Origin of the sequence: Rathayibacter sp. AY1F3 (assembly GCF_002931975.1) — a bacterium.
In the GTDB taxonomy this organism is placed as follows: Bacteria; Actinomycetota; Actinomycetes; order Actinomycetales; family Microbacteriaceae; genus Rathayibacter.
The window spans coordinates 1-24,176 of sequence record NZ_PSVF01000005.1 but is presented as its reverse complement, the minus strand read 5'-3'; the positions used below and the strand labels follow the sequence as shown (position 1 = coordinate 24,176).

Sequence of the window (24,176 nt, the reverse complement as noted above, 5' to 3'; positions counted from 1 at the left end):
CGGCTGACGGAGCCTAGGCGCGGGGGCGCAGCAGTGGGACACCGCCGGTAGCGGGAAGGGCCTCCGGCCCGGGGGCCGCGAGCCGGGCGGCGCGGCGCAGACGGAGGTGGAAGGCGAGTCCGATGGCGGCCGCCGCGATCCCGGAGGCGGCGCCGACCAGCATCGCCTGGCGCGGACCGTAGGCGTTCGCGACCCAGCCGATCAGCGGCGCGCCGATCGGAGTGCCGCCGACGAAGATCGCCATGTACAGCGCCATGACCCGGCCCCGCATCTCGGGGGCGGTCGAGAGCTGCACGTAGCCGTTGGCCGAGGTCATCAGCGTCTGCGCCGCGATGCCGACGAAGGGGAGCAGGATCGCGAACGCCCAGACCGTCGGCATGACGCCGGCCAGCGCGAGCGCGACGCCGAACGCTGCGGAGGCGCCGACGATGAGCCGGAGCCTCGGGCGGTCGCGGCGAGCCGAGAGGAGCGCCCCCAGCACCGAGCCGACGGCGATGGCGGAGGAGAGCAGGCCGAACTCGCTCGCCCCCATGTCGAACTCGACGGTCGCCATCGTCGAGGCGAAGATCGGGAAGTTCAGGCCGAACGTGCCGATCAGGAACACGATCGCGAGCACCACGAGGATGTCCGGCCGCTTCGACACGTAGCGGAACCCCTCCAGCAGGGCACCCGGGCCGCGCGTGGCCCGCGGGGCGCTGCGGAGCTGGTCGCGGTGCAGCGCGCGCAGCGAGAGCAGGACGGCGAGGAAGCTCGCGGCGTTGAGGAGGAAGACCCAGCCGGAGCCGACCGCGGCGATCAGCACGCCCGCGAGGGCCGGTCCGATCATCCGCGCCGAGTTGAAGGAGGCCGAGTTCAGCGAGACGGCGTTGGTGAGGTCGCGCTCCTCGACCAGCGCCGACACGAACGTCTGGCGCACGGGCGCGTCGATCGCCGCGGCGAAGCCGAGCAGCAGGGCGAAGAGGTAGACCATCCAGAGCTGGACGACCCCGGTCACGACGATGAGCCCCAGGCCGAGGCCGAGCGCGCCCATCGCGCCCTGGGTGGCCATCAGGAGCTTCCGCCGGTCGAAGCGGTCGGCGATGAAGCCGGAGAAGGGGACCATCACGAGCTGCGGTCCGAACTGCAGCGCCATGGTCACGCCGAGCGCCGTCGCGTCGTGGTCGGTCAGGTCGTTGATCACGATCCAGTCCTGGGCCGTGCGCTGCATCCAGGTGCCGACGTTCGAGACCATCGCGCCCGCGAACCAGATGCGGTAGTTCGGCACGGCGAGGGAGCGGAACATCGCGCTCATCGGTCGGCCACCGCGCGCAGGACCGCCGCCGCGTCGTGGAGCAGGCGCAGGTCCTCGGGAGGGAGCTCCTCGAGGCGCGCCACGAGCCACGCGTCGCGGCTGCGGCGCACGTCGAGCACCAGTGCGGTGCCGGCCCCGGTGGGGCGGATGCGGGTGACGCGGCCGTCGGCGGGGTCGGCCAGGCGCTCCGCGAGTCCTTCGTCGACCAGGCAGCCGACCGTGCGGGTCATCGAGGGCGGGCGGACCCGCTCCGCCTCGGCCAGCTCGCCGAGGGTCTTGGCGCCCTCGCGGTGCAGGAGTGCGAGCACGCTGAACTGCGGATCGCTGAGCTCGTGCTGGGCCTTCTCCTGCCGGAGCCGCCGTCCGAGCCGGCCGACCGCTGCCCGCACCTCGCCCGCGAGGGAGGTCAGCGGGAGATCGGTCTGCTGGGCCTCGGTCTGAGGGGTCTCGGTCTGCTGGGTCTCGGTCGATGGCACATAGTTAGCCTAACAAAAGAACTGCCGGTCAGGCGGAGGTCCGCGCGGTCCGCACCGCTCCGATGCTCGCGGCGACCACGAGCGCGATCCCGACGGCCTCGACGGCGCTGAGGCGCTGGCCGAGCACGAGGAAGCCCGAGAGCGCGGCCGCCCCGGGGGAGAGCGACATCAGGATCGAGAAGGTCGAGGAGCGCAGGCGCCGCAGCGCCAGCAGCTCCAGCGCGTAGGGCACCGCGGAGGAGAGCACCGCCACGGCGAGCCCGAGGAGCAGCACCGGCGGCACCACCAGGGCGGGCCCGGCGGAGGCGAGGCCGAACGGCAGCGACACGATCGCGCCGGCCGCCAGCGCCAGCGCGAGCCCGTCGATCCCCTGGAACCGCCCGCCGGTGCGGCCGGCGAAGACGATGTACGCGGCCCAGAGCACTGCGGCCGCCAGCGCGAAGCCGACGCCGACCGGGTCCAGCGCCGAGAACCCGCCCTGCGACAGGGTCACCACCCCGGCCAGCGCGAGCACCGCCCAGACCAGGCTCAGCACGCTCCTCCCGGCGATCACCGAGAGCGTCAGCGGCCCGAGCACCTCGAGGGTGACGGCGGCGCCCTGCGGGATCCGGGCGATGGCCTCGTAGTAGCAGGCGTTCATCCCGCCGAGGGCGAGGCCGTAGGCGGCGACGGTGGCCCAGTCGCTCCGGCTGTGGCCGCGCAGCCGCGGACGGCAGACCAGGAGCAGCACGACGGCCGAGAACACCAGCCGGAGCGTGACGGTGCCGATCGGCCCCGCGGCGGGGAAGAGCAGCACGGCGAAGGAGGCGCCCAGCTGCACGCTCGCGACCGACCCGAGCACCAGGCCGATCGAGCCCGCGCTCGCCGGGCGCCGCTCCGGAGCGGCCGCTGCGCTCAGCTGGAGCGCCGCTGCGTCTGGACGGGCGGGACGTTGTATCCGAGCAGGCCGACGCCGGTCGCGTCCCAGCGCAGCGTGGTCAGCGAGACGTTGTCGACCACCGGGAAGGTGTGCCGGTACGTCTCCGGGTTGATGCCGAGATAGGCGCACAGCAGGAGGCGGATGAGCGTGCCGTGCGCGACGACGAGCACCCGGCCGTCGGGGTGCTCGCGGTGGATGCGCGCGAGTGAGGTGTTCGCGCGGGCGACGGCGTCGAGGCCGGACTCGCCGCCGGGCATCGGCTGGATGGCCGGTGCGGCGACCCACGCGTGGTACTCGTCCGGGAAGCGCTTCTCCATCTCGTCGGTGGTCAGCCCCTCGCCGCGGCCGAAGTCGACCTCGACCAGCGCCGGGTCGGGCTGCAGCTCGAGGTGGGCCGCCCGCGCGGCGGGCACGGCGGTGCGCACGGCCCGGACCAGGGTGGAGGAGTACACCGCCTCGAGGTCGGCGTCGACGGCCCAGGCGGCCAGAGTCGCCGCCTGGTCCTGGCCCCGGGGGGTCAGCGCGATGTCGGAGGAGCCCGCGAAGCGGTTCTCGGAGTGCCAGACAGTCTCTCCGTGCCGGGCGAGGATCAGGGTCGTCACCCCCTGAGCCTACCGACCGCACGGGCCCGCGGGCCCCGCGCTCAGGCGGCGGGGACGCCGTAGTGCGCGTCGACCATCACCGGGAGGTGGTCCGAGACGCCCTGGGGCAGCGTGGAGACCCGCTCGATCCGCACGGAGTCGCTGATCGCGAAGTCGAAGTGGCCGCTGAAGTAGCGGTAGCGCGCGTAGGTGGGGGAGTCGCTCCGCGAGACCAGGTAGCCGTTCCGGGTCATCCGGCGGTCGAGTCCGCGGAAGAACCACGGGTAGTTGTAGTCGCCGACCATCAGGGAGGGGGTGTCCGGCGCGTACTCGCGCAGCCGGTTGAGCGCCTCGTCGATCTGCTTGCGGCGCAGGGCGTTGCCTGCCGAGAGCGGGGCTGCGTGGAAGGAGGAGACGGCGATCGATCCGCCGTCGCGGTCGTCGAGGCGGACGGCCAGCAGGCGCTCGTGAGCGGGGGACATCACGCGGTCGTGCATGGACTTGCTGAGCTCGAACGCGGCGCTGCCGGAGAGCTCGAAGCGGTCCTGCGAGTAGTAGACGGCCAGGCCCAGGCGGTTGCGGGCCGTGACGGACGCGAGCCGGAGCGAGCCCACCTCCTGCGGCAGCTTCGTGGTGTCGCACTCCTGCAGGCACAGGACGTCGATGTCGTGGCGGGCGGCGAGGGGGGCGATCTCGGCGTGCGCTCGGTGCTCCCGGAGGTTGTAGGAGATCACCCGGAGGGCGCGTTCGGTCGGCTGCATTTCGCCAGTGTAGGGCGCGCCGCCCGGGCGCCGGCCGACCCTCCGGCGAACACGGAGGGACCTCCTCGGAACGCGGTCGGAGCGTTCGCCGACCGGCCGGGGAGGTCCCTCGCGGAGCCGTGTCAGTGCTGCTCGGTGCCCGAGGCGTCGGTCTCGGCGTCGGTGCCGTGGACGCCGTCGGTGGGGCCCCAGTCGGGCAGCGGGGGGTTCTGCTCCTCGCCGTCGGCGCCGACGCCGTCGGCCAGGGGGGAGGCCGCGCCGCCGACCTCGTCGAGGCCCGCAGAGGTGCCGGTCTCGGTGGCGGGGTCGGGCGTGCGCGCGCCGTCGGTGGTGTCGGTGGGGGTGGGCTCGATGTCGTAGTCGGAGCTGCTCATGTCCCGACGCTACGACTCCGCCGCCCGCGGGGGCACCCCCTTGCGCTCCCGCGAACGACGGAGGCCCCCCGCACCGGGAAGGTGCGAGGGGCCTCCGAAGGGGAGTGCTCAGCGTCCGTAGGCGGAGGCGGCGGGGCAGTCGAACGGGTCGCCGCCGGCCGACAGGCCGACCTTGTTGAGGTAGCGGACGACGATCGCGTACGACTCCATCAGCGAGGTCTCGGTGTAGGGGATCTGGTGGGTGGTGCAGTACTCCTTGGCGATGACCTGCGCACGGCGCAGCGCTGGGCGGGGCATGTTCGGGAAGAGGTGGTGCTCCACCTGGTAGTTGAGGCCGCCCATGTAGAGGTCGGTGAACCAGGTGCTGCGGATGCTGCGCGAGGTGAGGACCTGGCGGCGGAGGAAGTCGACGCGCGCCTCCTTCGGCAGCAGCGGCATGCCCTTGTGGTTCGGCGCGAACGCGGCGCCCATGTAGAGGCCGAAGACGCCCAGCTGCACGCCGACGAAGGCGAACGCCATGCCGAGGGGGAGGGCCCAGAAGACGACGGCGAGGTAGAGGCCGACGCGGGTGACGAGCATGGTGATCTCGACCCAGCGCTTGTCGACCTTGCCCTTGCCGAACACGGTGCGGAAGCCGTGCAGGTGCAGGTTGAGGCCCTCGAGCAGCAGGAGCGGGAAGAACGCGTAGCCCTGGCGGCGGGTGAGCCAGGCGTAGAGGCCGCGCGAGCGGGCCGCGTCCTCGGCGGTGAAGGAGACGACGTCGCGCTCGATGTCCGGGTCCTTGCCCAGCACGTTCGGGTTCGCGTGGTGGCGGCTGTGCTTGGTCATCCACCAGGAGTAGCTGATGCCGACGAAGAGGTTCGCGAGGGTGCGGCCGGCGACGTCGTTGGCCTTGCCGGACTCGAACACCTGGCGGTGCGAGGCCTCGTGGGCGAGGAAGGCGAACTGCGTCAGCACGATGCCGAGGGCGGCGGCGAGCAGGAGCTGGAACCAGGAGTCGCCCAGCAGGACGAAGCCGGTGACGATGCCGCCGAGCGCGAGGACCAGCGCGCCGAACATCGTGTAGTAGAAGCCGGTGCGGCGGCGGAGGAGCCCCGCGTCGCGGACCGTGCTGAGGAGACCGGAGTACTCGGTCGTCGGGTTGACGCGGCCGTCGGCGCGGGGGCGGGTGCGGACGACGCGGGGGGCGCCTCCGGTGACGGACGTGGTGGTGGGGGTGCTCATCGGCGCCTCGCTCTTCGTGGTGACCGTCGGCGTCGACGGTCTCTCGGCGAGCGATCCCGACGGGGGCGGTCCGCTCATGGTTCACCGCGTCGGTAGGGGCCGGACGCGGCATCAGGGCGACCGGGGTCAAGGGCAACCTGGTGTGAACACTACGGGGACGGCGGCGGCACCGCACCATGGCGATTGCCAGCCTTCGCTCCGCGCGTGTCGGGAAGGGGAGTGCGCCTCCGGCAGGACCGCCGGAGGCGCACGGGCTCAGGAGCCGATCGAGTCCTGCGGGCGGCCGGACTTGAGCGCGGCGAGGCGCGCCTCCACCTCGGTCATCTCACCGAGGTCCTCGAGCGACTCGAACTGCGCGTCCAGGCTCGAGGAGGCGAGCTCCTCCGCGCCGCGGACGCGCGCCTCCTCGCGGCGGATCTTCTGCTCGAAGCGGCTCACCTCGCTCGTCGGGTCCATCAGGTCGATGCTCTTCACGGCGTCCTGGACCTGGCTCTGCGCCTCGACGGTCTTCGAGCGCGCGATCAGCTCGTCGCGCTTGCTCGAGAGCTGCTGCAGCTTCTCGCGCATCTGGTTCAGGCCCGACTTGAGCTTGTCGACGACCTCGGTCTGCGAGGCGATGGTCGGCTCGGCGTCCTTCGCCTCCTTCTCGGACTGGATCTGGCGCTGCAGAGCGACCTTGGCCAGCGCGTCGAACTTGTCGGCGTCGCCGGCGCTCCCGCCGGTGCGCAGCTCGTCGGCCTTGCGGCTCGCGGCGAGGGCCTTGCCGCCCCACTCCTGGGCGTTCTGCACGTCCTCGCGGTAGTCGTCCTCGAGCAGGCGCAGGTTGCCGATCGTGGTGGCGATCGCCGCCTCGGCGTCGCGGATGCTGTCGGTGTAGTCGCGGACCATCTGGTCGAGCATCTTCTGCGGGTCCTCGGCCTGGTCGAGGAGCGCGTTGATGTTGGCCTTCGCGAGCTGCGCGATGCGGCCGAAGATCGACTGTCTCTGAGCCATGGGTGTCTCTCCTTGCGTCGTGGATGGTGCCGGATGTCGGAGGTGGTGCCGGAGTCGTGGGGGGAGGTGGTGGTCGTCGGTCGTGCGCGGATGCCCAGGGGCGCTCAGAAGCGCCCGCCGCCGCCGCGGCGTCCGCCTCCGCCGCTGCTGCGCCCGCCGCCGAAGCCGCCGCCGCCGGAGCGCCGGGACGAGCCGCCTCCGCCGAAGCCGCCGCTGAACCCGCCTCCGCCGAAGCCGCCCGAGCGGTAGCCGCTGCGGCGTCCGCCTCCCAGGAGCGACTCGACCAGGATCCCGCCGAGGAACGCGCCGGTCGTGTCGCCTCCGTAGGGGCTGCCGACGGCGTTCGGGGCGGAGTAGGCGCCGGCGTCGGCCCGTGCCCGCTCGAGCGCCTGCTGAGCGAGCTGCGAGGCGCGCTGGGCGGAGGCGAGAGCCTCGCGGGGGTCGGTGGCGGCGATGCGCTCGGCGTACTCGGCCGAGCGGGCGGCCTCGGCGACGCGGGTGCGCGCCTCCGAGCCGACCGCGCCGCGGCGGGCCGCGATGAAGTCCTCCGCGGCCGAGACGCGGCTGCGGGCGGAGGTGAGCTCGGCGCCGAGGGCGGCCCGCTCGCGCTCGCGCTGGGCCTGCGCGTCGCGGAACCCGCCGACGGCGGCGTCGATCGTGGCGTCGGCGGCGGTGAGCGCCTCGAGCAGGGCGAGCGGGTCGTTCGGCCGCACGGAGGCGGCGCGCTCGACGTCGTCGAGGGCGGCCTCGGTCGAGGCGACCGCCGCGGCGACGTTCTGCGCCTGGGCGGCGGACTCCGCGTCCGGGGAGGCGGCGAGCGCTCGTCCCTGCGCCACGTCGGCGCGGATCTCGGCGATGCGGCCGGCGAGCGACGCCTCCGCCTTCTGCAGCTCGTCGCCGCGCGTCGCCACCGCGTCGACGAGCCCGGAGGCCTGCTCGGCGGCCTGCTGCCCGGCGCGCAGCAGCACGGCGGCGCGGCCGGAGTCGCCGGCCTGCAGCGCCTGCTGGGCGCCGGCGAGCTGGTCGCGGGTGAAGCGGAGGCGGTCCTCGGCCTGGTCGGCGTCGTCGCCCACGTCGTCGATCGCGGTCGGCGCGTAGCGGGAGGCGAGCTCGGCGAGGCGGGCGCGGGCCGAGGGGAGGCGGTCGCCGACCTCGGCGGCGCGAGCCGAGAGCGCGGCGGCGACCTGCGGCGCGTTCTTCTCGAGGTCGCGCAGCTCCTCGAACGCACTCGCGCGCTCGTCGAGCGTCTGCTCGGCGTCGGCGCAGAGCTGGAGGATGCGCTGGTAGCCGTCGCGGCGCTCCTGATCGGTCTCCGGCTCGGCGTCGTCGAGACGCTGCTGCAGGGTGAAGGCCTCGCCGAGCAGGCGCTTCGCGGTGACGAGCGCCTCGCGGAACGCGCCGGTCGCGTCGGCGCCGAACTGCGCCTCCGCGAAGCCGACCTCCTGCTCGCTGGTGCGGACGGCGTCGTCGGCGTGGACGAGGGCCGATCCGGCACGCGTGGCGAGCTCGTCGATCGAGGCCTCCACCGCCTCCTGGGCGCGGCGCTTCCGCGCGCGGCGGACGAGCAGCAGCACCACGAGGCCGATCACGACGAGGGCCGCGAGCACGCCGAGCGCGATCAGCAGCCCCGAGCCGAGGGACTCGCCGGCGCTGGGCGCGTCGAGGCGCTGTCCGATCCCGTCGGCGGCGGCCACCGCGGCTCCGGCCCAGTCGCCGTCGGCGAGCCTCGGCTCGATGTCGTCGGACTGGAGCGAGGAGACCTGCGCGTCGTCGAGGGCGAAGCCCTGCGCGACCGACACCTGGTACTGGCGGGCGTCGACCGCGACGGCCAGGAGGACGTCGTCGGTGCCCAGTCCGTTGCGGGTCGCGGTCTCGTCCGCCCACGCGGCGCGGTCGGACGGATCCGTGAAGGAGTCGACGAAGGCGACGAACAGCTGCACGCGGTGCTGGTCGTAGAGGGCCCGCGAGGCCTGCTCGATCTCGGTGGTCTCTCCGGAGCTCAGCACTCCGACCGAGTCGAGGACGGTGGAGGAGGAGAAGGAGACGGGCGATTCGGCCGTCGCCGCGGTCGCGGGGACCAGCGCGAGGACCGCGGCGATCAGGAGGGCCCCGAGCGCCGGCAGCAGCCGGGAGCTCACGGGGTGGTGGGGTCTCGCCGGCATCGCGCACACTCCTTCGTCGTCGCCTCCCGAGTGTAGACAGCCCGGGTGTCCGAGCAGGAGTCGGGAGGCGGCAGGCCGTCGACCGCGTGCCCGGGGCGCGGGGGATGGGAGAACGCCGGGAGGAGGAATGACCGTGCTCCGCTCGCGGTTGCCGCCCGGAGTGCGCCGCAGGTGCACGTGCCTCCCCCCTCAGGGCAGAACCCTGAGACAGCTCCGTAGAAAGGCGATCCCGTGGATCCGTTCTCCCCCCTCACCGCCGGCGACCTCGACCTCCCCAACCGCATCGTCCTGGCACCGATGACGCGACTGCGCTCCGACGAGCAGGGCGTGCCCGGCGCGATCGTCGCCGAGTACTACGCCCAGCGCGCGAGCATGGGCCTGCTGATCAGCGAGGGCGTCTTCCCCAGCGCCGAGTCCAAGGGCTACGCCGGGCAGCCCGGCATCGAGACCGACGCGCAGGCCGCGGGCTGGCGCGCCGTCGCCGACGCCGTGCACGCCGCGGGCGGACGCATCGTCATGCAGCTGATGAACGCGGGCCGCGTCTCGCACACCGAGATCACCGGCACCGACCGCATCGTCGCCCCGAGCGCCGTCGCCATCGACGGAGAGGTGCACACCCCCTCCGGCAAGAAGCCCTTCCCGGTGCCGCACGCGCTGACCACCGAGGAGCTGGCGACCGTCCGCGACGAGTTCGTCGCCGCCGCCCGCCGCGCGATCGACGCCGGCTTCGACGGAGTCGAGGTGCACGGCGCCAACGGCTACCTGCTGCACGAGTTCCTCTCGCCCGTCTCCAACGTGCGCACCGACCAGTACGGCGGGACCCCGGCCGAGCGCGCCGCGTTCCCGCTCGAGGTCACCCGCGCGATCGTCGACGAGGTCGGAGCGGGCCGCGTCGGCATCCGCCTCTCGCCGGCCCACAACATCCAGGACGTCGTCGAGACCGACGCCGACGACGTGCGCGCCACCTACGAGGCCGTCGTCGACGGTCTCGCCCCGCTCGGCCTGGCCTACCTCAGCGTCCTGCACGCCGAGCCCGCCGGCGAGCTGGTCCAGGACCTCCGCTCGCGCTTCGACGGCGTCTTCATCGCCAACAGCGGCTTCGGCTCGCCGACCAGCCGCGAGGAGGCGACCGAGCTGATCAGCGAGGGCCACGCCGACGCCGTGGCCGTCGGCCGCCCGGCGATCGCCAACCCCGACCTGGTCGAGCGCTGGCAGGGCGGGCACCCCGAGAACGAGGTCGTCCAGGAGACGGTCTACGGCGGAGGAGCCGAGGGCTACACCGACTACGAGCCCCTCTCGGCGTAGTCGCGACTCACGCGGAAGGCCCGCTCCCTCGAGGGGGAGCGGGCCTTCCGCGTACCGGGGGGATCAGCTCTCGCCGTTCCGGCTCTTCAGCTCGGACTCGATGCGGGCGTCCTGCTCGGGCGAGAGCTCGTGGTCCTCGTCCTTCGGGCCGGCCGTCTCGCCGACGCGGCCCTCGCCGAGGGCGTGGATCGAGGTGATCTCGTCCTCGAGCGCGGCGTCGCGGTCGTGCTCGCTCACGAGCCGGTCTCGATCTCCCCGGCGGAGACGGCCTCGGCGTACTTGCGGAGGTCCGGGCCGGGCTCGAAGTCGATGAAGCGGTCCTTGAGGCGCGCGTTCAGCTCGGCGAACACGTCCTCCCAGGGCTCGCCCTTCTTGCTCGTCGCGAGGTCGAGCACCGCCTCGCGGAGGACCCTGTCCGAGTCCTCGAGGATCTTGTCGCGGGCTTCGTCGTTCCAGCGGATGTCCTGTGCGTCCATGCTCCGACCGTAGGCGCGGGGCCGGGGCGCCCCAAGGACTTGCGGGCGGGGGGCGGGAGGCGTAGGAGCCCCCGCCGCTCCGCGCTCAGGAGAGCGCCGGCAGCACCTCGCGCTCGAACAGCTCGATGCCGGACCGGTCGTAGGCGGCGTCCGGGAAGTAGAGGATGCCGTAGTCCATCCCGCGCGACTGCATGCCGGCGAGCCGGTCGACGATCTGCGAGGGAGTGCCGACCGCGAGCGCGTCGGGGCTGCGGTACTCGGCGACGAAGGACGCCGCTCCCTCCGCGCCGAGGTACGGGACCACGCGCTCCTCGAGACGCTGCAGCGCCGCCTCGACCTCCGCCTCCGTCTCGCCGATCACGACGTTGTAGTTCGAGCTCCGGGTGATCGCCGAGAAGTCGGTGCCCAGGCGCTCGCAGTGCCCGCGGAGGACCGAGCTCTTGTGGTCGAACGCCTCCGGGGTCCCGGCGAAGTTCGTGTACTGCGCGTACTGGGCCGCGATCCGCAGCGTGACCTTCTCGCCGCCGCCGGCGACCCACAGCGGGATGCCGCCCTCCTGCAGGGGCAGCGGTCGGTTCTGCGCGCCGTCCACCTGGTAGTAGCGGCCGTCGAGGGTCGCGGACCCGGTCGTCCAGGCCTGCTGCAGGATCTGCACGCCTTCGTCGAGCCGGCCCAGCCGCTCGGCGATCGGCGGGAAGCCGTAGCCGTACGCGCGCCACTCGTGCTCGTACCAGCCGCCGCCGATGCCCATCTCGACCCGCCCGCCCGAGACGATGTCGACGGTCGTCGCGACCTTGGCGAGGTAGGCGGGGTTCCGGTAGCCCATGCAGGTGCACATCTGGCCCAGCCGCACGCGCGACGTGGTGGCGCCGAACGCGCTCATCAGCGACCACGCCTCGTGCGTCGCCTCCTCCGTCACCTGCGGGACGGTGTGGAAGTGGTCGTAGACCCAGATCGACTCCCAGGCGCCGTCGTCGGCGTGCCGGGCGAGGTCGCTCATGGTGCGCCACTGGTCGGCGGCCGGGACGCCGACGAGGTCGTGGCGCCAGCCCTGGGGGATGAAGAGTCCGAATCGCATGCCGCCGACCCTAGGGCGGCCCGGCCCCCGAGGTCGAGGGGGTCGCGGTGCTCGCGTACGCTTCCGACCGATGCTGACCTTCACAGAGGATCTCGGACTCCCCGTCCTCGCGCTGATGATCCTCGCCGCCTTCGCGGCCGGCTGGATCGACGCGGTCGTGGGCGGCGGCGGACTCCTCCAGCTCCCCGCCCTGCTCCTCGTGCCGGGGATCTCGCCCGTGCAGGCGCTCGCCACGAACAAGCTGGCCTCGATCTTCGGCACGACCACCAGCGCGATCACCTACTACCGGCGCGCGAAGCCCGATCTGCGCACCGCACTGCCGATGGCGGCGGTCGCCCTCGCGGGCAGCTACGGAGGCGCGACGCTCGCCGGCCTCCTCCCGGCCGCGGTGTTCAAGCCGATCATCGTCGTCGCGCTGATCGTGGTCGCCGTCGTGACGATCGCCCGCCCGGCACTGGGCAGCGTCACGGTGCTCAAGCACGCGGGCCGGCGCCACCTCGTCACGGCGGCCGTGCTGGGACTCCTGATCGGCTTCTACGACGGCCTGATCGGACCGGGCACCGGGACCTTCCTGATCATCGCCCTGATCACCGCGCTGGGCTACGACTTCCTGCTCGCCAGCGCCAAGGCGAAGATCGTCAACGTCGCGACCAACCTCGGCGCCCTGCTCTACTTCGTGCCGAGCGGGCACGTGATCTGGCTGCTGGGCCTCCTGATGGGCGCCGCCAACGTGGCGGGCGCGTACCTCGGCTCGCGGATGGCCGTCGCTCGTGGCAGCCGCTTCATCCGGGTCGCGTTCCTCGTCGTGGTCGGCGCCCTCATTCTCAAGGTCGGCTCCGACGTCTGGACCGAGAACCTGGCGCCGCTGCTGCGCTAGCGCGGGCTGCGGGACCGAGCCGCGGAACGAGGACGGGACCCCCGCCGCAGCAGAAGGTCCCGTCCTCGTTCCGATCGCTCGCGCTCCGGCGCTCGGCTTCGCCTGGCTCAGCCGAAGGGGATCGAGCCGACCAGCACGCCGACGGCGAGCATGACCAGCGAGACGACGACCGCTCGCCACAGCACCTTGCGGTGGTGGTCGCCGAGGTTCACCGCGGCGAGGGAGACGAGCAGGAGGATCGCCGGGACCAGCGGGCTCTGGAGGTGCACCGGCTGCCCGGTGATCGAGGCGCGCGCCATCTCGACCGGCGAGATGCCGTAGTTCGCCGCGCTCTCGGAGAGCACGGGGAGGATGCCGTAGTAGAACGCGTCGTTCGACATGAAGAAGGTCATCGGGATGCTGAGCACGCCGGTGATCACGGCGAGGAACGGGCCGAGCGCCGGCGGGATCACCGCGACGACCCACTCCGCCATGGCGTCGACCATGCCGGTGCCGTTGAGGACGCCGATCAGCACGCCGGCCGCCAGCACCATCGACACGACGCCCACGATGCTCGGCGCGTGCTTGACGATCTCGGCCGCCTGGTCCTTCATCTTCGGGAAGTTGATCAGCAGGGCGACCGCGGAGCCGACCATGAACACGTAGGGCAGCGGCAGGATGTCGGCGACCAGCAGCGTCATCACCGCGAGGGTCAGGACCAGGTTCACCCAGATCAGCTTCGGGCGCAGCGTCTCGCGCTCCGGGTCGAGCATCGTGTCGGCCATCGCGGTGTCGGCGTCGTCGGCCTGCACGCGGGCGGCGACCGCCACCTGGGCTCCGCGCAGGGCCTGGGGACCGCGGAGGAAGGAGAAGCGCTCCCGGGCGACGGTGCGGATGCCCCCGGTCAGGGCCGCGAGGCCGCCGGTGCGGGCGCCGCCCGAGCGGGAGGAGGAGCCGCGGCCGGCGCCGACGAGCTCCTGCTCGAGCATCGGCTCGGCCAGCGCGAGCGAGCCGAGGCGGCGGCGCTCGCCGAGCCCGAGGAACCAGGCGAAGACGAGAGTGACGGCCAGGCCCACCGCGAGCGACGGGAGCATCGGCACGAAGATCTCGCTCGGCGAGACCTGGAGGGCCGCGGCGGCGCGCACCGTCGGTCCACCCCAGGGGACGATGTTGAGCGTGCCGTTGGCCAGGCCCGCGACGCAGGTCAGCACGACCGGGTTCATCCCGAGGCGCAGGTAGATCGGGAGCATCGCGGCGGTGGTGACGATGAAGGTGGTCGAGCCGTCGCCGTCGAGCGAGACCGCGCCGGCGAGCAGCGCCGTGCCGAGCACGACCTTCGCCGGGTCGTCGCCGAGCGCGCGGACGATGAAGCGGATCAGCGGGTCGAAGAGCCCGACGTCGATCATGATCCCGAAGTACATGATCGCGAACATCAGCAGCGCGGCTGTGGGCGCGAGGCTGCCGATGGCCTCGAGGACCATGTCGCCGATGCCGAGGCCTGCGCCCGCGAAGAGGCCGAAGATCGTCGGCACGACGATCAGGGCGACCATCGGCGTCAGCCGCTTGGTCATGATCAGGGCCATGAAGGCCAGGATCATGGTGAAACCGAGTACTACCAACACAGCTGACTCCTTCGTCCAGTGCCTCCGCCCGCGCTCGGCGGGAGAGCCGGCCGGGAGATGGTGGAAACCCTAGGCAGCTCCGCGTCCGGCGCCGGGGTATCGCTCATTACGGCGACATCTGCGCATAGTGTGGCTTCTGCGCATTCTGCGCACGACGACGGCGAGGAGGCCCCGATGCGCTTCGCGACCCACGTCCTGGTCCTGCAGCTCGCCACGGTGTCGGCCGCCGTGCTGGTCTGCGCCGGCCTCGTCACCGCGCTCAGCGTCCAGCAGCTGCGCGGCGAGGCGGAGGGGACGGCGCTCGCCATCGCCCGCACCGTCGCCGAGGACCCCGACGTGCAGGACGCGGTCGCCGCGTCCTCCGCGGTGCCCGGCGCGCCCGCCGCCTCGGAGCTGCGCGGCGGACCGCTCGAGGACGTCGCCGCCGCCGTCGAGCAGCGCACCGGCGCGCTCTTCGTCGTGATCACCGACGACCAGGGCATCCGCCTCGCCCACCCCGACGAGGACCGCCTCGGCGAGCGGGTCTCGACGAGCCCCGACGAGGCGCTCGCCGGGCGCGAGAGCGTCTCGTGGGGCACCGGCACGCTGGGCGAGTCGGCACGGGCCAAGGTCCCGGTCTTCGCCGCGGGGGAGCAGCGGGTCGTCGGCGAGGTCAGCATCGGCTTCGCGCGCTCCAGCGTCTTCACCGACCTGCCGACCGCGCTGCTCGGCGTCCTCGCCGCGGCGCTCGCCGGGCTGGTGCTCGCCGCCGTCGCCTCCGTCTTCATCCGCCGCCGCCTGCTGCGCCTGACGCTCGGCCTCGCCCCGGAGGAGCTCACCTCGCTCGTGCAGGACCAGGCCGCCGTGCTCGACGGAGTCGACGAGGGCGTGCTCGCGCTCGACCGCGACGGGCGCGTCGGCGTCTGCAATGCGCGGGCCGCCGCGATCCTCGGCTCCGACGATCCGACCGGGCGGGCGCTGCACGGGCGGCCGCTCGCGGAGCTCGACCTGCCCGTTCCGCTGGCCGACGCGATCGGCGCCGCGCTGGACTCCGTCGAGCCGCCCCGCCCCGGAGGCGAGGAGGGCTTCGTCGTCCGCTCCCGCATCGTCTACGTCGACATCCGCCGGGTGACCCGCGGCGACCGCGACCTGGGCGTGGTGGTGGTGCTGCGCGACCGCACCGACCTCGCCGCGCTGAGCCGGCGCCTCGACGCGGTCGGCGCGATGACCAACGCGCTCCGGGTGCAGCGGCACGAGTTCGCCAACCGCCTGCACGTGGTCGCGGGCCTGCTGGATGCGGGGCGGACCGCGTCGGCGCGCGACTACCTCGACGAGGTGCTGACCCGCGGCCCGCTCAAGTACCCGGTGCAGCACGCCGACCGGCTGCAGGAGCCGTACCTCCAGGCGCTCGTCGGGGCGAAGGGGATCGAGGCGGCCGAGCGCGGCGTGCTGCTGACGCTCGGCGAGGAGACGCTGGTGCGCGGCACCGTCGTCGAGCCGGAGGACGTCGCGACGGTGGTCGGGAACCTGGTGGACAACGCGGTGCGCGCGGCGGTCGAGGGGCGGCGCGACGTGCGCTTCGTCGAGGTCGAGCTGCTCGACGACGGCGACGCGCTCTTCGTGACGGTCGCCGACTCGGGCGACGGAGTGCTCGATCCGGACTCGCTGTTCGACCGGGGCGGCGCGGGCGACCCCGTCGAGGACGACGGTCGCGTGCACGGCCGGGGCTTCGGCCTGCCGCTGTGCCGCGAGGTGGCCGCCCGGCGCGGCGGCGAGGTCTGGCTGGCGGACCCCGGCGGAGCGGAGTCGGGGGCCGTGCTGTGCGCGCGCCTCCCCGGAGCGGTGCTGCCGCCGGAGCAGGACGGGGACCGGTCATGAGCGCGGACACGGCGCGGGAGCGCACGGTGCTGGTGGTCGACGACGACTTCCGGGTCGCGCAGCTGCACGCGGACCTGGTCGAGGCGCGGCAGGGGCTGACGGCCCTTCCTCCGGTGCACACGGCGCGCGCGGCGCGGGCGGCCGTCGCCGAGCACGCGCCCGATCTGCTCCTGCTCGACGTGCACCTGCCGGACCAGAGCGGGATCGCGCTGCTCCGCGAGCTCGACACCGACGCGTTCGTCGTCAGCGCCGCCTCCGACGGGGCGACGGTGCGGCGCGCCCTGCACGCGGGGGCGCTCGGGTACCTCATCAAGCCGTTCGAGGCGCGCCTGCTCGGCGAGCGCCTCGACGCGTACGTGCGGTTCCGGAACGTGCTGCGGGAGGACCGCGCGGCCGATCAGGAGGCGGTGGAGCGGGCGCTGCGCATCCTCCACTCGGGCGACGCGACCGCCGCGCAGCCCTCGCGCTCGGCGACCGAGCAGCTCGTCCTGGCGCGCCTGGCCGAGTCGAGCGCCGAGCTGTCGGCCCTCGAGGTGGCCGAGCGCGCCGGCATCTCGCGCGCCACCGCCCAGCGCTACCTCTCGGGTCTCGCGGGCCGCGGCCTCGTCGAGATGACCCTCAGCTACGGCACCACCGGCCGCCCGGAGCACCGCTACCGCGCCCGCTGACCCTCCGCGAGCGGAGTCCGCTATCGAGCCGGCGGGACGTTCTCGGCGGTCGGGACCCGCTCTCGGGGACCTGAGCGCCTAGGGGAGCTGACTGCGGAGCACCGGCGTGCGGTGCTCGGTCGAGCCGAACGGGGGATCCGCGTGTCAGCGGATCGTCGTAGGCGGTCGGGAACCGCTCTCGGGAACCCGACCGCCCGTGGGAGCCGACTGCGGTGCGCCGCCCTGCGGCGCACGAGACGGCCCGTCGAACGAGCGATCCGCGTGTCAGCGGATCGTTCTAGGCGGTCGGGACCCGCTCTCGGGAAACCGACCGCCTAGGAGAGCCGACTGCGGTGCGCCGCTTCGCGGCGCACGAGACGACTCAGTGCGTCGCGTCGACGTCCGCGCCCGCGGCCTCGGCCACGCGGCGGCGCTCGGCGGCCTCGGCGGCCATGCGGCGGCCCTTGGGGCTGACGAGGGAGGCGATCACCGTGATCACGAGGACGCCGATGATGACCGAGAGCGACAGTCCGGTGCCGATCTCGAAGACCTCCACGTGCTCGCCGTTGTTGATGAACGGCAGGTTGTTCTCGTGGAGCGCGTGCAGGATCAGCTTCACGCCGATGAAGGCGAGGATCGCGGCGAGGCCGATGCTGAGGTAGACGAGGCGGTCGAGCAGCCCGTCGATGAGGAAGTACAGCTGGCGCAGGCCCAGCAGCGAGAACGCGGTCGCCGTGAAGACGAGGTACACGTCGCTGGTGAGGCCGAAGATCGCCGGCACGCTGTCGAGGGCGAACAGGATGTCCGTTCCGCCGATCGCCGCCATGACGAGGATCATCGGCGTGAGGACCTTCTTGCCGTCGATGTGCGTGTAGAACTTGTCGCCGTCGTACTGGTCGCTCGTCTTGAAGATCCGCTTGGCCAGGCGCACCATCACGTTGTCGCTGGAGTGGTCGTCGCCCGGCTTGACCAGGTTGAACGCGGTCAGCAGCAGGATCAGGCCGAAGATGTAGAAGACCCAGGCGAACGAGTTGATCAGTGCGGCGCCGAGGAAGATGAAGCCGGTGCGGGCGATCAGTGCGAAGACGATGCCGAAGAGGAGCACCTTCTGCTGGTCGGCGCGGGGCACCTTGAAGCTCGCCATGATGATGAGGAAGACGAACAGGTTGTCGACCGAGAGGGCCTTCTCGGTGATGTACCCCGCGAAGTACTCCGATCCGGGCGTCGCTCCGCCGAAGACGAGGACGCCGAGCCCGAAGAGCACGGCGATGCCGACGTAGAGCGCCGACCAGATCGACGACTCCTTCAGCGTGGGCTCGTGGGCCTTCCGGACGTGGAAGAAGAAGTCGAAGAGCAGGAGCAGGACGATGAAGACGATCGTCAGGGTCCAGATCAGGGGCGATACGGTCATGAAGGGGCTGGCCTCGCTCGTGAAGGGGGTCGGGGGACGGTCGCGGGGGTCGCTCGTCAAGGGAAAAGGTAGCGAGGCACCGTAGCGAGCAGGGCGCCCGCCGATGGATCGTGAGTATCTTCTCAGTTCTCATCGCGTCCCTCGCGCCCAGCGGCCGGAGCGCCACACTGGTCACCATGACCGGCGCCGCTGTCGACAGGACCTTCCAGGACGCCTCCGGCGTCGTCATCCACTACCGCTGGTGGCCGCACCCCTCGCCCCGCGCGATCGTGCAGCTGGCCCACGGGGTCGGCGAGCACTCGGGGCGCTACATCGAGCTGGCGGAGGCGCTGGTCGCCGCCGGGTACGCGGTCGCGGCGGACGACCACCGCGGGCACGGCCGGACCGGCCTCGAGCAGCACGGCGGCGACTCCTCCCGGCTCGGACTGCTGGGGCCGGGCGGCCTGCGCGCGACCGAGGCGGCGATCCTCCGGCTGACGGAGCTGCTCGCGGAGGAGAGCCCGGGAGTGCCGATCGTGCTGCTCGGCCACTCCTGGGGGTCGCTCATGGCGCAGCGGATCGTCGACCGCCACTCCGGCGCCTACGCCGCGCTCGTGCTGAGCGGCACGGCCTACCGCCTCCCCGGGCACATGAACGCGGGCGACCTGGCGAAGCGGCACCGCGTCGCCGGCGGCCTCGGCCTCGAGTGGCTCTCCCGCGACCCGGAGGTCTGGCAGCGGTTCCACGACGACCCCCTCACCTTCACCACGCCGCTCGCGAAGCGGATCGGGCTGGTCGAGACCCTGCGGCTGGTCGGCCGCCCGAAGCGCGGGCCCGAGCATCCGCTGCCCCTGCTGCTGGTCGTGGGCGCCGACGACACCCTCGGCGGCGAGCGGTCGGTGCGCGCGCTCGCCCAGGCCTACCGGCGGCGGGCCGGGTACACGGACGTCTCGGTGCGGGTGTACCCGGAGGCGCGGCACGAGCTGTTCCAGGAGCTCAACCGGGCCGAGGTCACGGCCGATCTCGTGGAGTGGCTGGGCGAGCGCTTCCCCGCCCCGGCTCGCGCCTAGGCTGGCGTCATGCATGGCGAGTACAAGGTCCCCGGCGGAAAGCTCGTGGTCGTCGACCTCGACGTGGTCGACGGGAGGTTCGCCGGGTTCCGCCTGGCGGGCGACTTCTTCCTCGAGCCCGACACGGCCCTCGACGACATCGACCGGGCGGTCGTGGGCCTCCCGGCCGAGACGGACGCGAAGTCCATCGCCGCCGCCATCCGGCAGGCGCTCCCGGCCGACGCGGTCCTGCTCGGCTTCACGCCCGAGGCCGTCGCGGTCGCGATCCGCCGCTCGCTGCAGAAGGCGACCAGCTGGCGCGACTACGACTGGCGCATCGTGCACGACCGGGCCGTCCCTCCCGCGACCCACCTGGCGCTCGACGAGGTGCTGACCGCCGCGGTCGGCGAGGGCCGCCGGGAGCCGACGCTGCGGATCTGGGAGTGGGACCAGCCCGCCGTCGTCATCGGCAGCTTCCAGTCGCTCCGCAACGAGGTCGACCTCGACAACGCGGCGAAGTACGGCGTCGACGTGGTCCGCCGCATCTCGGGCGGCGGCGCGATGTTCATGGAGGCGGGCAGCGTCGTCACGTACTCGCTCTACGTCCCCGGCGACCTCGTCCAGGGGCTGACCTTCGCCGACTCCTACGCCTTCCTCGACGAGTGGGCCGTCAGCGCGCTGCAGTCGCTCGGGATCGACGCGGTCTACCAGCCGCTCAACGACATCACCTCGCCCTCGGGCAAGATCGGCGGCGCCGCGCAGAAGCGCCTGGGCTCCGGCGCCGTCCTCCATCACGTGACCATGAGCTACGACATCGACGCCGAGAAGATGGTGCAGGTGCTGCGGATCGGCCGCGAGAAGCTCTCGGACAAGGGCATCGCCTCCGCCGTGAAGCGCGTCGACCCGCTGCGCAGCCAGACCGGGCTCAGCCGCGCCGAGATCATCGAGCGCATGAAGGCGACCTTCGTGCAGCTGCACGGCGGCGAGGCGGGGACGCTGACCGAGGAGGAGTACGCGGCGGCGGAGGAGCTGGTGCGGACGAAGTACTCGACTCCGGAGTGGCTGCGGCGCGTCCCCTGACCCGCGGGTCCGAGGCGGCGGTCGCCGGCGCGTGGCCCCGGAGTGGAACGCGGCGGACCGGACCGGCGGGAGCCCCTCAGCTCGCGAGGAGCTCCTGGTAGTCCGGGTGATCGGCGATGAACTCGGCGACGAACGGGCAGGCCGGGACGATGCGCCCGCCGAAGCGCTCGTGCGCGTCGTCGAGGGCCGCCTCGACGAGGGTCTCGCCGAGGCCCTCGTGGCGGTGCTCGGGCGCGATCTCGGTGTGGAGGAAGACCACGTCGCGGCCGCGGACGGCGTAGTCCGCGACTCCGACGGTCTCGCCGTCGAGCCAGAGCGTGTAGCGGGACGAGTCCTCGTCGTGGCGCACCTCGGAGATCATCGCGCCACTCTACGCCGGAGCCTCCCGGCACCCGTCGAGCGCGGGCGCGAGGCGCGGAGCGTGTCGCCGGGCTCGCGCGCACTGGCACAATTGCCGGGTGCCCAGGACGATCCAGATCGCGGACGGCGTCCCGGAGTCGCGGAGCGCGGTGTTCCACGCCGACAACCTCGAGGTCCTGCCGCAGCTGGCCGACGGGGCCTTCACCGTCGTCTACCTCGACCCGCCGTTCAACACGGGCCGGGCGCAGGTGCGCACCTCGACCACCTCGGTGCGCTCCACCACCGGCACGATCGCCGGCTTCAAGGGGCGCAGCTACGAGCGGATCCGCGGCGACCTGCTCCGCTACGACGACCGCTTCGACGACTACTGGTCGTTCCTCGAGCCGCGTCTGGCCGAGGCGTGGCGGCTCCTCGCCGACGACGGCACCCTCTACCTCCACCTCGACTACCGCGAGGCGCACTACGCGAAGGTGCTGCTCGACGCGCTCTTCGGCCGCGAGTGCTTCCTCAACGAGATCATCTGGGCCTACGACTACGGAGCGAAGGCCACGCGCCGCTGGCCGACCAAGCACGACACGATCCTCGTCTACGTGAAGGACCCGCGCGGCTACCACTTCGACTCCGCCGCCGTGGACCGCGAACCGTACATGGCCCCGGGCCTGGTGACCCCCGAGAAGGCCGAGCGCGGCAAGCGGCCGACCGACGTGTGGTGGCACACGATCGTCTCGCCGACCGGCCGCGAGAAGACCGGGTACCCGACGCAGAAGCCGGAGGGGATCCTCCGCCGCATCGTGCAGGCGTCCAGCCGTGAGGGCGACGCCGTCCTCGACTTCTTCGCCGGTTCCGGCACGACCGGCGCCGTCGCGCACGCTCTCGGCCGCCGCTTCGTCCTCGTCGACGAGCACGCCGACGCGGTCGCCGTCATGCGCCGCCGCTTCGCCGCCCTCGACCCGGCGCCGCTCTTCCTCTGACGCGGGCCCTCTCGACTCCTCAGACGTCGCCGTCCTCGCTCGCCACCCCCGCGACTCCTGCGCACTCGTGCGGAACCGGCGGTTAACCTGCTTGCGGGTCCACGACGGGGTCTGCTGAACGTGGCCGAGCGACTGCCGGCGCGCCCAGAACACGGAAGTCGCGGTACTCGAGAGCGAGTACCGCGACTTCCGCGTACTCGCGGGCCGGCGTCAGCTGCTGGCGCGGACGACCAGCGACGTCGGCATCAGCGTGCGGTGCTCCACGGGGAGCCCCTCGATGCGGGCGGTCAGCAGCTCCACCATGCGGGCGCCGAGCTCGTCGGGGAGCTGGCGAACGGTGGTCAGCGCGGGGACGGCGTTCCGCGCGAAGAGATCGTCGTCGAAGCCCACGACGGACACGTCCTCGGGGATCCGGCGGCCGGCCTCGCGGAGGGCGGCGTAGGCGCCGACCGCCATCTGGTCGTTCGCGGCGAAGACGCCGTCCAGGTCGGGGTCGCGGGCGAGGAGGCGGCGCATCGCCTCGGTGCCGCTGGCCGGCGAGAAGTCTCCCCACTCGACGAGGTCGTCGGCGAGGCCGGCGTCGGTGAGTGCTCCGCGCCAGCCGATCAGGCGGTCGACGCCCGGCGGCATGTCGGCGGGGCCCGCGATGGTGGCGATCCGGCGCCGGCCGCGCTCGATCAGGTGCGCGGTGGCGACGGCCGCCCCCTCCGTGTTGTCCACGTCGACGAAGTAGGAGCCGCGCTCGTCCGGCGAGAGCGGCCGGCCGCCGAAGACGATCGGCAGCGTGCCCGAGAGCGCCGCGTAGGAGTGGTCGCCGGAGTGGTGCGAGACCACGAGCGCGCCGTCGACGTTGCCGCCGAGCAGGTACCGCCGCGTCTTCTCGCCGTCCGTCTCGGACGCGATCAGCATCGAGAGCGTGTAGTCCGTGTCGGCCAGGCGCATCGCGGCGCCCTGCACGATCGAGGCGAAGAACGGGTCCGCGAAGACGCGCGCGGTCGACTCCGGCACGATCAGCGCGATCGACTGCGTGCGCCGCGAGGCGAGCATCCGCGCCGCGTGATTGGGCACGTAGTCGAGCTCGCCGATCGCCTTCTCGACGGCGGCCACGATCTCGGCCGCCACCTGCGGGGCGCCGTTGACCACCCGCGAGACCGTCGCGCGCGAGACTCCGGCCCGCGCCGCGACCATCTCGAGGGTGGGGGAGCGGCCCCCGCCGCGGACGCCCGTCGGCTCGCTCACGGGTCAGTCCAGGATCGCCGCGGCGCTGCCGCCGAGCAGTCGGGAGTAGACCAGGCCCGAGTCCTTCACGATCCGCTCCTGCGTGTCGTAGTCGACGCGCACGACGCCGAAGCGCTTCTCGTAGCCCCAGGCCCACTCGTAGTTGTCGAGGAGGGACCACACGAAGTAGCCGCGGACGTCGGCGCCCTGGTCGATCGCGTCGGCGACCTTCTCGACGTGGTCGAGCACGTACTGCGTGCGGTCCGCGTCGTGCACGCGGCCGTCCTCGACGACGTCGTCGTAGGCGGCGCCGTTCTCGGTCACGTAGAGCGGAGGGAGGTTCTCGTACTCCAGGCCCAGGCGGGTCAGCAGGTAGCGCAGCCCGTCGGGGTTCACCTCCCAGTCCATCGCGGTGCGCGGCAGCCCGCGCGACGGGAAGGTGATGAACTCGGAGCCGACCCAGGGGGAGCCGATCTCGCGGTCGGTCGCCTGGGCGAAGTCGTCGGCTCCGGCCGGCAGCGGATGCGCCGAGACGTTGTCGTCGTGGTAGTGGTTCACGCCGAGGAAGTCGAGCGGGAGCGAGATGAGATCGAGGTCGCCGTCGACGATCAGCTCGTCGAGCCCGAGCCCTTCGACGTCCTCGAGCAGGTCCTCGGGGTACTCGCCGCGCAGCAGCGGGTCGAGGAAGATCCGGTTCTGGAGCGCGTCGAAGCGGCGTGCGGCGTCGAGGTCGGCCTCGTCCTCGGGGTCGTCGGGGACGGCGTTCGAGAGGTTGAGCGTGATGCCCAGGTTCTGCGCTCCGAGCTGCCGGAGCGTCGAGACGGCCAGCCCGTGGGCGAGGTGCGTGTGGTGCACGGCGGCGAGCGCCTTCTGCTGCGAGATCACGCCGGGGGCGTGCACGCCCGCGCCGTAGGAGAGCAGGGTCGAGCAGAACGGCTCGTTGAACGTCGTCCAGTGCTGCACCCGGTCGCCGAGGCTCTCGTAGACGGCCTCGGCGTAGTCCCGGAAGCGCTCGGCGGTGTCACGGTTCGCCCAGCCGCCGGTCTCCTCGACGGCCTGCGGGAGGTCCCAGTGGTAGAGGGTGAGCCACGGCAGCACGCCGGCGCCGAGCAGCTCGTCGACCAGGCGGGAGTAGAAGTCGAGGCCCTCGGGGTTCACCGCGCGGTCGCCCGGCTTGACGCGCGCCCAGCTGACCGAGAAGCGGTAGGAGCCGAGCCCCAGCTCCTTCATCAGCCGCACGTCCGCGGGCATCCGGTGGTAGTGGTCCACCGCGACCTCGGGGGTGTCGCCCTTCGCGACCGCTCCGGGGACGCGGGAGAACGCGTCCCAGATGCTGTCCTCCTTGCCGCCCTCGTGGCCGGCGCCCTCGATCTGGGCGGCGGCGGTCGCGGATCCCCAGAGGAAGCCGGCGGGCCAGTCGCGGACGGCGAGCCGATCGAGGCGGGCGATCTGCTCCGAGAGGCTCGGGGTCGCGGGGGAGGGGGTG

General features: G+C 72.9%; 24 protein-coding genes. 7 read left to right on the top strand and 17 right to left on the bottom strand.

Going from position 1 to position 24,176, the window contains the following annotated elements:
• Nucleotides 1–13: 13 nt before the first annotated feature.
• The 9 genes from C5C39_RS04845 to C5C39_RS04805 all read right to left on the bottom strand — a co-directional run bounded on the left by C5C39_RS04845 (nt 14) and on the right by C5C39_RS04805 (nt 8,781).
• Nucleotides 14–1,291 carry an MFS transporter gene (locus tag C5C39_RS04845; RefSeq protein ID WP_104223853.1) on the bottom strand — a complete coding sequence of 426 codons (1,278 nt, stop codon included), beginning with the start codon at nt 1,289–1,291 and terminating at the stop codon, nt 14–16.
• Nucleotides 1,288–1,767 carry a MarR family winged helix-turn-helix transcriptional regulator gene (locus C5C39_RS04840; protein WP_258075774.1) on the bottom strand — a complete coding sequence of 160 codons (480 nt, stop codon included), beginning with the start codon at nt 1,765–1,767 and terminating at the stop codon, nt 1,288–1,290. The genes C5C39_RS04845 and C5C39_RS04840 overlap by 4 nt, the downstream gene beginning before the upstream one ends.
• Before the next feature lie 28 nt (nt 1,768–1,795).
• A complete protein-coding gene (locus C5C39_RS04835) occupies nt 1,796–2,608 on the bottom strand; it encodes a DMT family transporter (RefSeq protein ID WP_258075773.1) in 813 nt (270 codons plus the stop codon).
• A 53-nt stretch (nt 2,609–2,661) separates the two neighbouring features.
• The gene (locus C5C39_RS04830) at nt 2,662–3,288 is read right to left on the bottom strand and encodes a histidine phosphatase family protein (RefSeq protein ID WP_104223854.1); all 627 of its coding nucleotides are present in this window, start codon (nt 3,286–3,288) and stop codon (nt 2,662–2,664) included.
• Nucleotides 3,289–3,329: 41 nt separating this feature from the next.
• On the bottom strand, nt 3,330–4,028 hold the full coding sequence (locus tag C5C39_RS04825; RefSeq protein WP_104223855.1) for an endonuclease/exonuclease/phosphatase family protein: 699 nt from the start codon (nt 4,026–4,028) through the stop codon (nt 3,330–3,332).
• A 122-nt stretch (nt 4,029–4,150) separates the two neighbouring features.
• The gene (locus C5C39_RS04820) at nt 4,151–4,402 is read right to left on the bottom strand and encodes a hypothetical protein (RefSeq protein WP_104246865.1); all 252 of its coding nucleotides are present in this window, start codon (nt 4,400–4,402) and stop codon (nt 4,151–4,153) included.
• 108 nt (nt 4,403–4,510) lie between these two features.
• A complete protein-coding gene (locus tag C5C39_RS04815; protein ID WP_181136323.1) occupies nt 4,511–5,626 on the bottom strand; it encodes an acyl-CoA desaturase in 1,116 nt (371 codons plus the stop codon).
• A gap of 255 nt (nt 5,627–5,881) precedes the next feature.
• Nucleotides 5,882–6,619 carry a PspA/IM30 family protein gene (locus C5C39_RS04810; protein ID WP_104223858.1) on the bottom strand — a complete coding sequence of 246 codons (738 nt, stop codon included), beginning with the start codon at nt 6,617–6,619 and terminating at the stop codon, nt 5,882–5,884.
• 104 nt (nt 6,620–6,723) lie between these two features.
• Nucleotides 6,724–8,781 (bottom strand): TPM domain-containing protein, encoded by a 2,058-nt coding sequence (locus tag C5C39_RS04805; RefSeq protein ID WP_104352796.1) that lies wholly within the window; start codon nt 8,779–8,781, stop codon nt 6,724–6,726.
• Between the two features lie 231 nt (nt 8,782–9,012).
• Between C5C39_RS04805 and C5C39_RS04800 the strand changes: the two genes are divergently transcribed.
• Nucleotides 9,013–10,086, top strand: a complete 1,074-nt coding sequence (locus C5C39_RS04800) for an alkene reductase (RefSeq protein WP_104238614.1) — start codon at nt 9,013–9,015, stop codon at nt 10,084–10,086.
• A gap of 63 nt (nt 10,087–10,149) precedes the next feature.
• Here C5C39_RS04800 and C5C39_RS17395 read toward each other — a convergent pair whose 3' ends face one another.
• The 3 genes from C5C39_RS17395 to C5C39_RS04790 form a co-directional block, all read right to left on the bottom strand.
• Complete coding sequence (locus C5C39_RS17395) at nt 10,150–10,323, bottom strand: hypothetical protein (RefSeq protein ID WP_181136319.1); 174 nt, start codon at nt 10,321–10,323, stop codon at nt 10,150–10,152.
• On the bottom strand, nt 10,320–10,562 hold the full coding sequence (locus C5C39_RS04795) for a hypothetical protein (protein ID WP_068251275.1): 243 nt from the start codon (nt 10,560–10,562) through the stop codon (nt 10,320–10,322). Before C5C39_RS04795 ends, C5C39_RS17395 begins: the two co-directional genes overlap by 4 nt.
• Before the next feature lie 85 nt (nt 10,563–10,647).
• Complete coding sequence (locus tag C5C39_RS04790; RefSeq protein ID WP_104223861.1) at nt 10,648–11,640, bottom strand: LLM class F420-dependent oxidoreductase; 993 nt, start codon at nt 11,638–11,640, stop codon at nt 10,648–10,650.
• Between the two features lie 70 nt (nt 11,641–11,710).
• On the opposite strand from C5C39_RS04790, the gene C5C39_RS04785 reads away from it, so the two are divergent.
• Nucleotides 11,711–12,517: a TSUP family transporter gene (locus C5C39_RS04785; protein WP_104352795.1), complete on the top strand. Its 807-nt coding sequence runs from the start codon at nt 11,711–11,713 to the stop codon at nt 12,515–12,517.
• 107 nt (nt 12,518–12,624) lie between these two features.
• Here the strand turns inward: C5C39_RS04785 and C5C39_RS04780 are convergent, their stop codons facing one another.
• Nucleotides 12,625–14,094 carry a CitMHS family transporter gene (locus tag C5C39_RS04780; RefSeq protein WP_104233156.1) on the bottom strand — a complete coding sequence of 490 codons (1,470 nt, stop codon included), beginning with the start codon at nt 14,092–14,094 and terminating at the stop codon, nt 12,625–12,627.
• A 198-nt stretch (nt 14,095–14,292) separates the two neighbouring features.
• On the opposite strand from C5C39_RS04780, the gene C5C39_RS04775 reads away from it, so the two are divergent.
• The gene (locus C5C39_RS04775; RefSeq protein WP_104352794.1) at nt 14,293–15,975 is read left to right on the top strand and encodes a sensor histidine kinase; all 1,683 of its coding nucleotides are present in this window, start codon (nt 14,293–14,295) and stop codon (nt 15,973–15,975) included.
• Nucleotides 15,972–16,643: a response regulator gene (locus tag C5C39_RS04770; RefSeq protein WP_104352793.1), complete on the top strand. Its 672-nt coding sequence runs from the start codon at nt 15,972–15,974 to the stop codon at nt 16,641–16,643. The genes C5C39_RS04775 and C5C39_RS04770 overlap by 4 nt, the downstream gene beginning before the upstream one ends.
• 361 nt (nt 16,644–17,004) lie before the next feature.
• Here the strand turns inward: C5C39_RS04770 and C5C39_RS04765 are convergent, their stop codons facing one another.
• Nucleotides 17,005–18,033, bottom strand: coding sequence for a TerC family protein (locus C5C39_RS04765; protein ID WP_104223866.1), 1,029 nt, complete (start codon nt 18,031–18,033; stop codon nt 17,005–17,007).
• Between the two features lie 176 nt (nt 18,034–18,209).
• Between C5C39_RS04765 and C5C39_RS04760 the strand changes: the two genes are divergently transcribed.
• Nucleotides 18,210–19,082 carry an alpha/beta fold hydrolase gene (locus C5C39_RS04760; RefSeq protein WP_104352792.1) on the top strand — a complete coding sequence of 291 codons (873 nt, stop codon included), beginning with the start codon at nt 18,210–18,212 and terminating at the stop codon, nt 19,080–19,082.
• A gap of 9 nt (nt 19,083–19,091) precedes the next feature.
• Nucleotides 19,092–20,141 carry a biotin/lipoate A/B protein ligase family protein gene (locus C5C39_RS04755; protein WP_104225162.1) on the top strand — a complete coding sequence of 350 codons (1,050 nt, stop codon included), beginning with the start codon at nt 19,092–19,094 and terminating at the stop codon, nt 20,139–20,141.
• Between the two features lie 76 nt (nt 20,142–20,217).
• On the opposite strand, the gene C5C39_RS04750 is transcribed toward C5C39_RS04755, so the two are convergent.
• Entirely contained in the window at nt 20,218–20,502 is a 285-nt protein-coding gene (locus C5C39_RS04750; protein WP_104238619.1) for a GNAT family N-acetyltransferase, read from the bottom strand.
• Nucleotides 20,503–20,599: 97 nt separating this feature from the next.
• On the opposite strand from C5C39_RS04750, the gene C5C39_RS04745 reads away from it, so the two are divergent.
• Complete coding sequence (locus C5C39_RS04745) at nt 20,600–21,472, top strand: site-specific DNA-methyltransferase (RefSeq protein WP_104225160.1); 873 nt, start codon at nt 20,600–20,602, stop codon at nt 21,470–21,472.
• Between the two features lie 210 nt (nt 21,473–21,682).
• On the opposite strand, the gene C5C39_RS04740 is transcribed toward C5C39_RS04745, so the two are convergent.
• Nucleotides 21,683–22,660, bottom strand: coding sequence for a LacI family DNA-binding transcriptional regulator (locus tag C5C39_RS04740; RefSeq protein ID WP_104225165.1), 978 nt, complete (start codon nt 22,658–22,660; stop codon nt 21,683–21,685).
• A gap of 54 nt (nt 22,661–22,714) precedes the next feature.
• Nucleotides 22,715–24,139: a GH1 family beta-glucosidase gene (locus C5C39_RS04735; protein ID WP_104352841.1), complete on the bottom strand. Its 1,425-nt coding sequence runs from the start codon at nt 24,137–24,139 to the stop codon at nt 22,715–22,717.
• Nucleotides 24,140–24,176: the final 37 nt, after the last annotated feature.

Coding starts and splice junctions, on each gene's coding strand:
- C5C39_RS04845 (WP_104223853.1), bottom strand. CDS start 1,291: ATGAGCGCGATGTTCCGCTCCCTCGCCGTGCCGAACTACCGCATCTGG.
- C5C39_RS04825 (WP_104223855.1), bottom strand. CDS start 4,028: ATGCAGCCGACCGAACGCGCCCTCCGGGTGATCTCCTACAACCTCCGG.
- C5C39_RS04820 (WP_104246865.1), bottom strand. CDS start 4,402: ATGAGCAGCTCCGACTACGACATCGAGCCCACCCCCACCGACACCACC.
- C5C39_RS04815 (WP_181136323.1), bottom strand. CDS start 5,626: ATGAGCACCCCCACCACCACGTCCGTCACCGGAGGCGCCCCCCGCGTC.
- C5C39_RS04810 (WP_104223858.1), bottom strand. CDS start 6,619: ATGGCTCAGAGACAGTCGATCTTCGGCCGCATCGCGCAGCTCGCGAAG.
- C5C39_RS04805 (WP_104352796.1), bottom strand. CDS start 8,781: ATGCCGGCGAGACCCCACCACCCCGTGAGCTCCCGGCTGCTGCCGGCG.
- C5C39_RS04795 (WP_068251275.1), bottom strand. CDS start 10,562: ATGGACGCACAGGACATCCGCTGGAACGACGAAGCCCGCGACAAGATC.
- C5C39_RS04790 (WP_104223861.1), bottom strand. CDS start 11,640: ATGCGATTCGGACTCTTCATCCCCCAGGGCTGGCGCCACGACCTCGTC.
- C5C39_RS04785 (WP_104352795.1), top strand. CDS start 11,711: ATGCTGACCTTCACAGAGGATCTCGGACTCCCCGTCCTCGCGCTGATG.
- C5C39_RS04780 (WP_104233156.1), bottom strand. CDS start 14,094: ATGATCCTGGCCTTCATGGCCCTGATCATGACCAAGCGGCTGACGCCG.
- C5C39_RS04775 (WP_104352794.1), top strand. CDS start 14,293: ATGCGCTTCGCGACCCACGTCCTGGTCCTGCAGCTCGCCACGGTGTCG.
- C5C39_RS04770 (WP_104352793.1), top strand. CDS start 15,972: ATGAGCGCGGACACGGCGCGGGAGCGCACGGTGCTGGTGGTCGACGAC.
- C5C39_RS04765 (WP_104223866.1), bottom strand. CDS start 18,033: ATGACCGTATCGCCCCTGATCTGGACCCTGACGATCGTCTTCATCGTC.
- C5C39_RS04760 (WP_104352792.1), top strand. CDS start 18,210: ATGACCGGCGCCGCTGTCGACAGGACCTTCCAGGACGCCTCCGGCGTC.
- C5C39_RS04755 (WP_104225162.1), top strand. CDS start 19,092: ATGCATGGCGAGTACAAGGTCCCCGGCGGAAAGCTCGTGGTCGTCGAC.
- C5C39_RS04750 (WP_104238619.1), bottom strand. CDS start 20,502: ATGATCTCCGAGGTGCGCCACGACGAGGACTCGTCCCGCTACACGCTC.
- C5C39_RS04740 (WP_104225165.1), bottom strand. CDS start 22,660: ATGGTCGCGGCGCGGGCCGGAGTCTCGCGCGCGACGGTCTCGCGGGTG.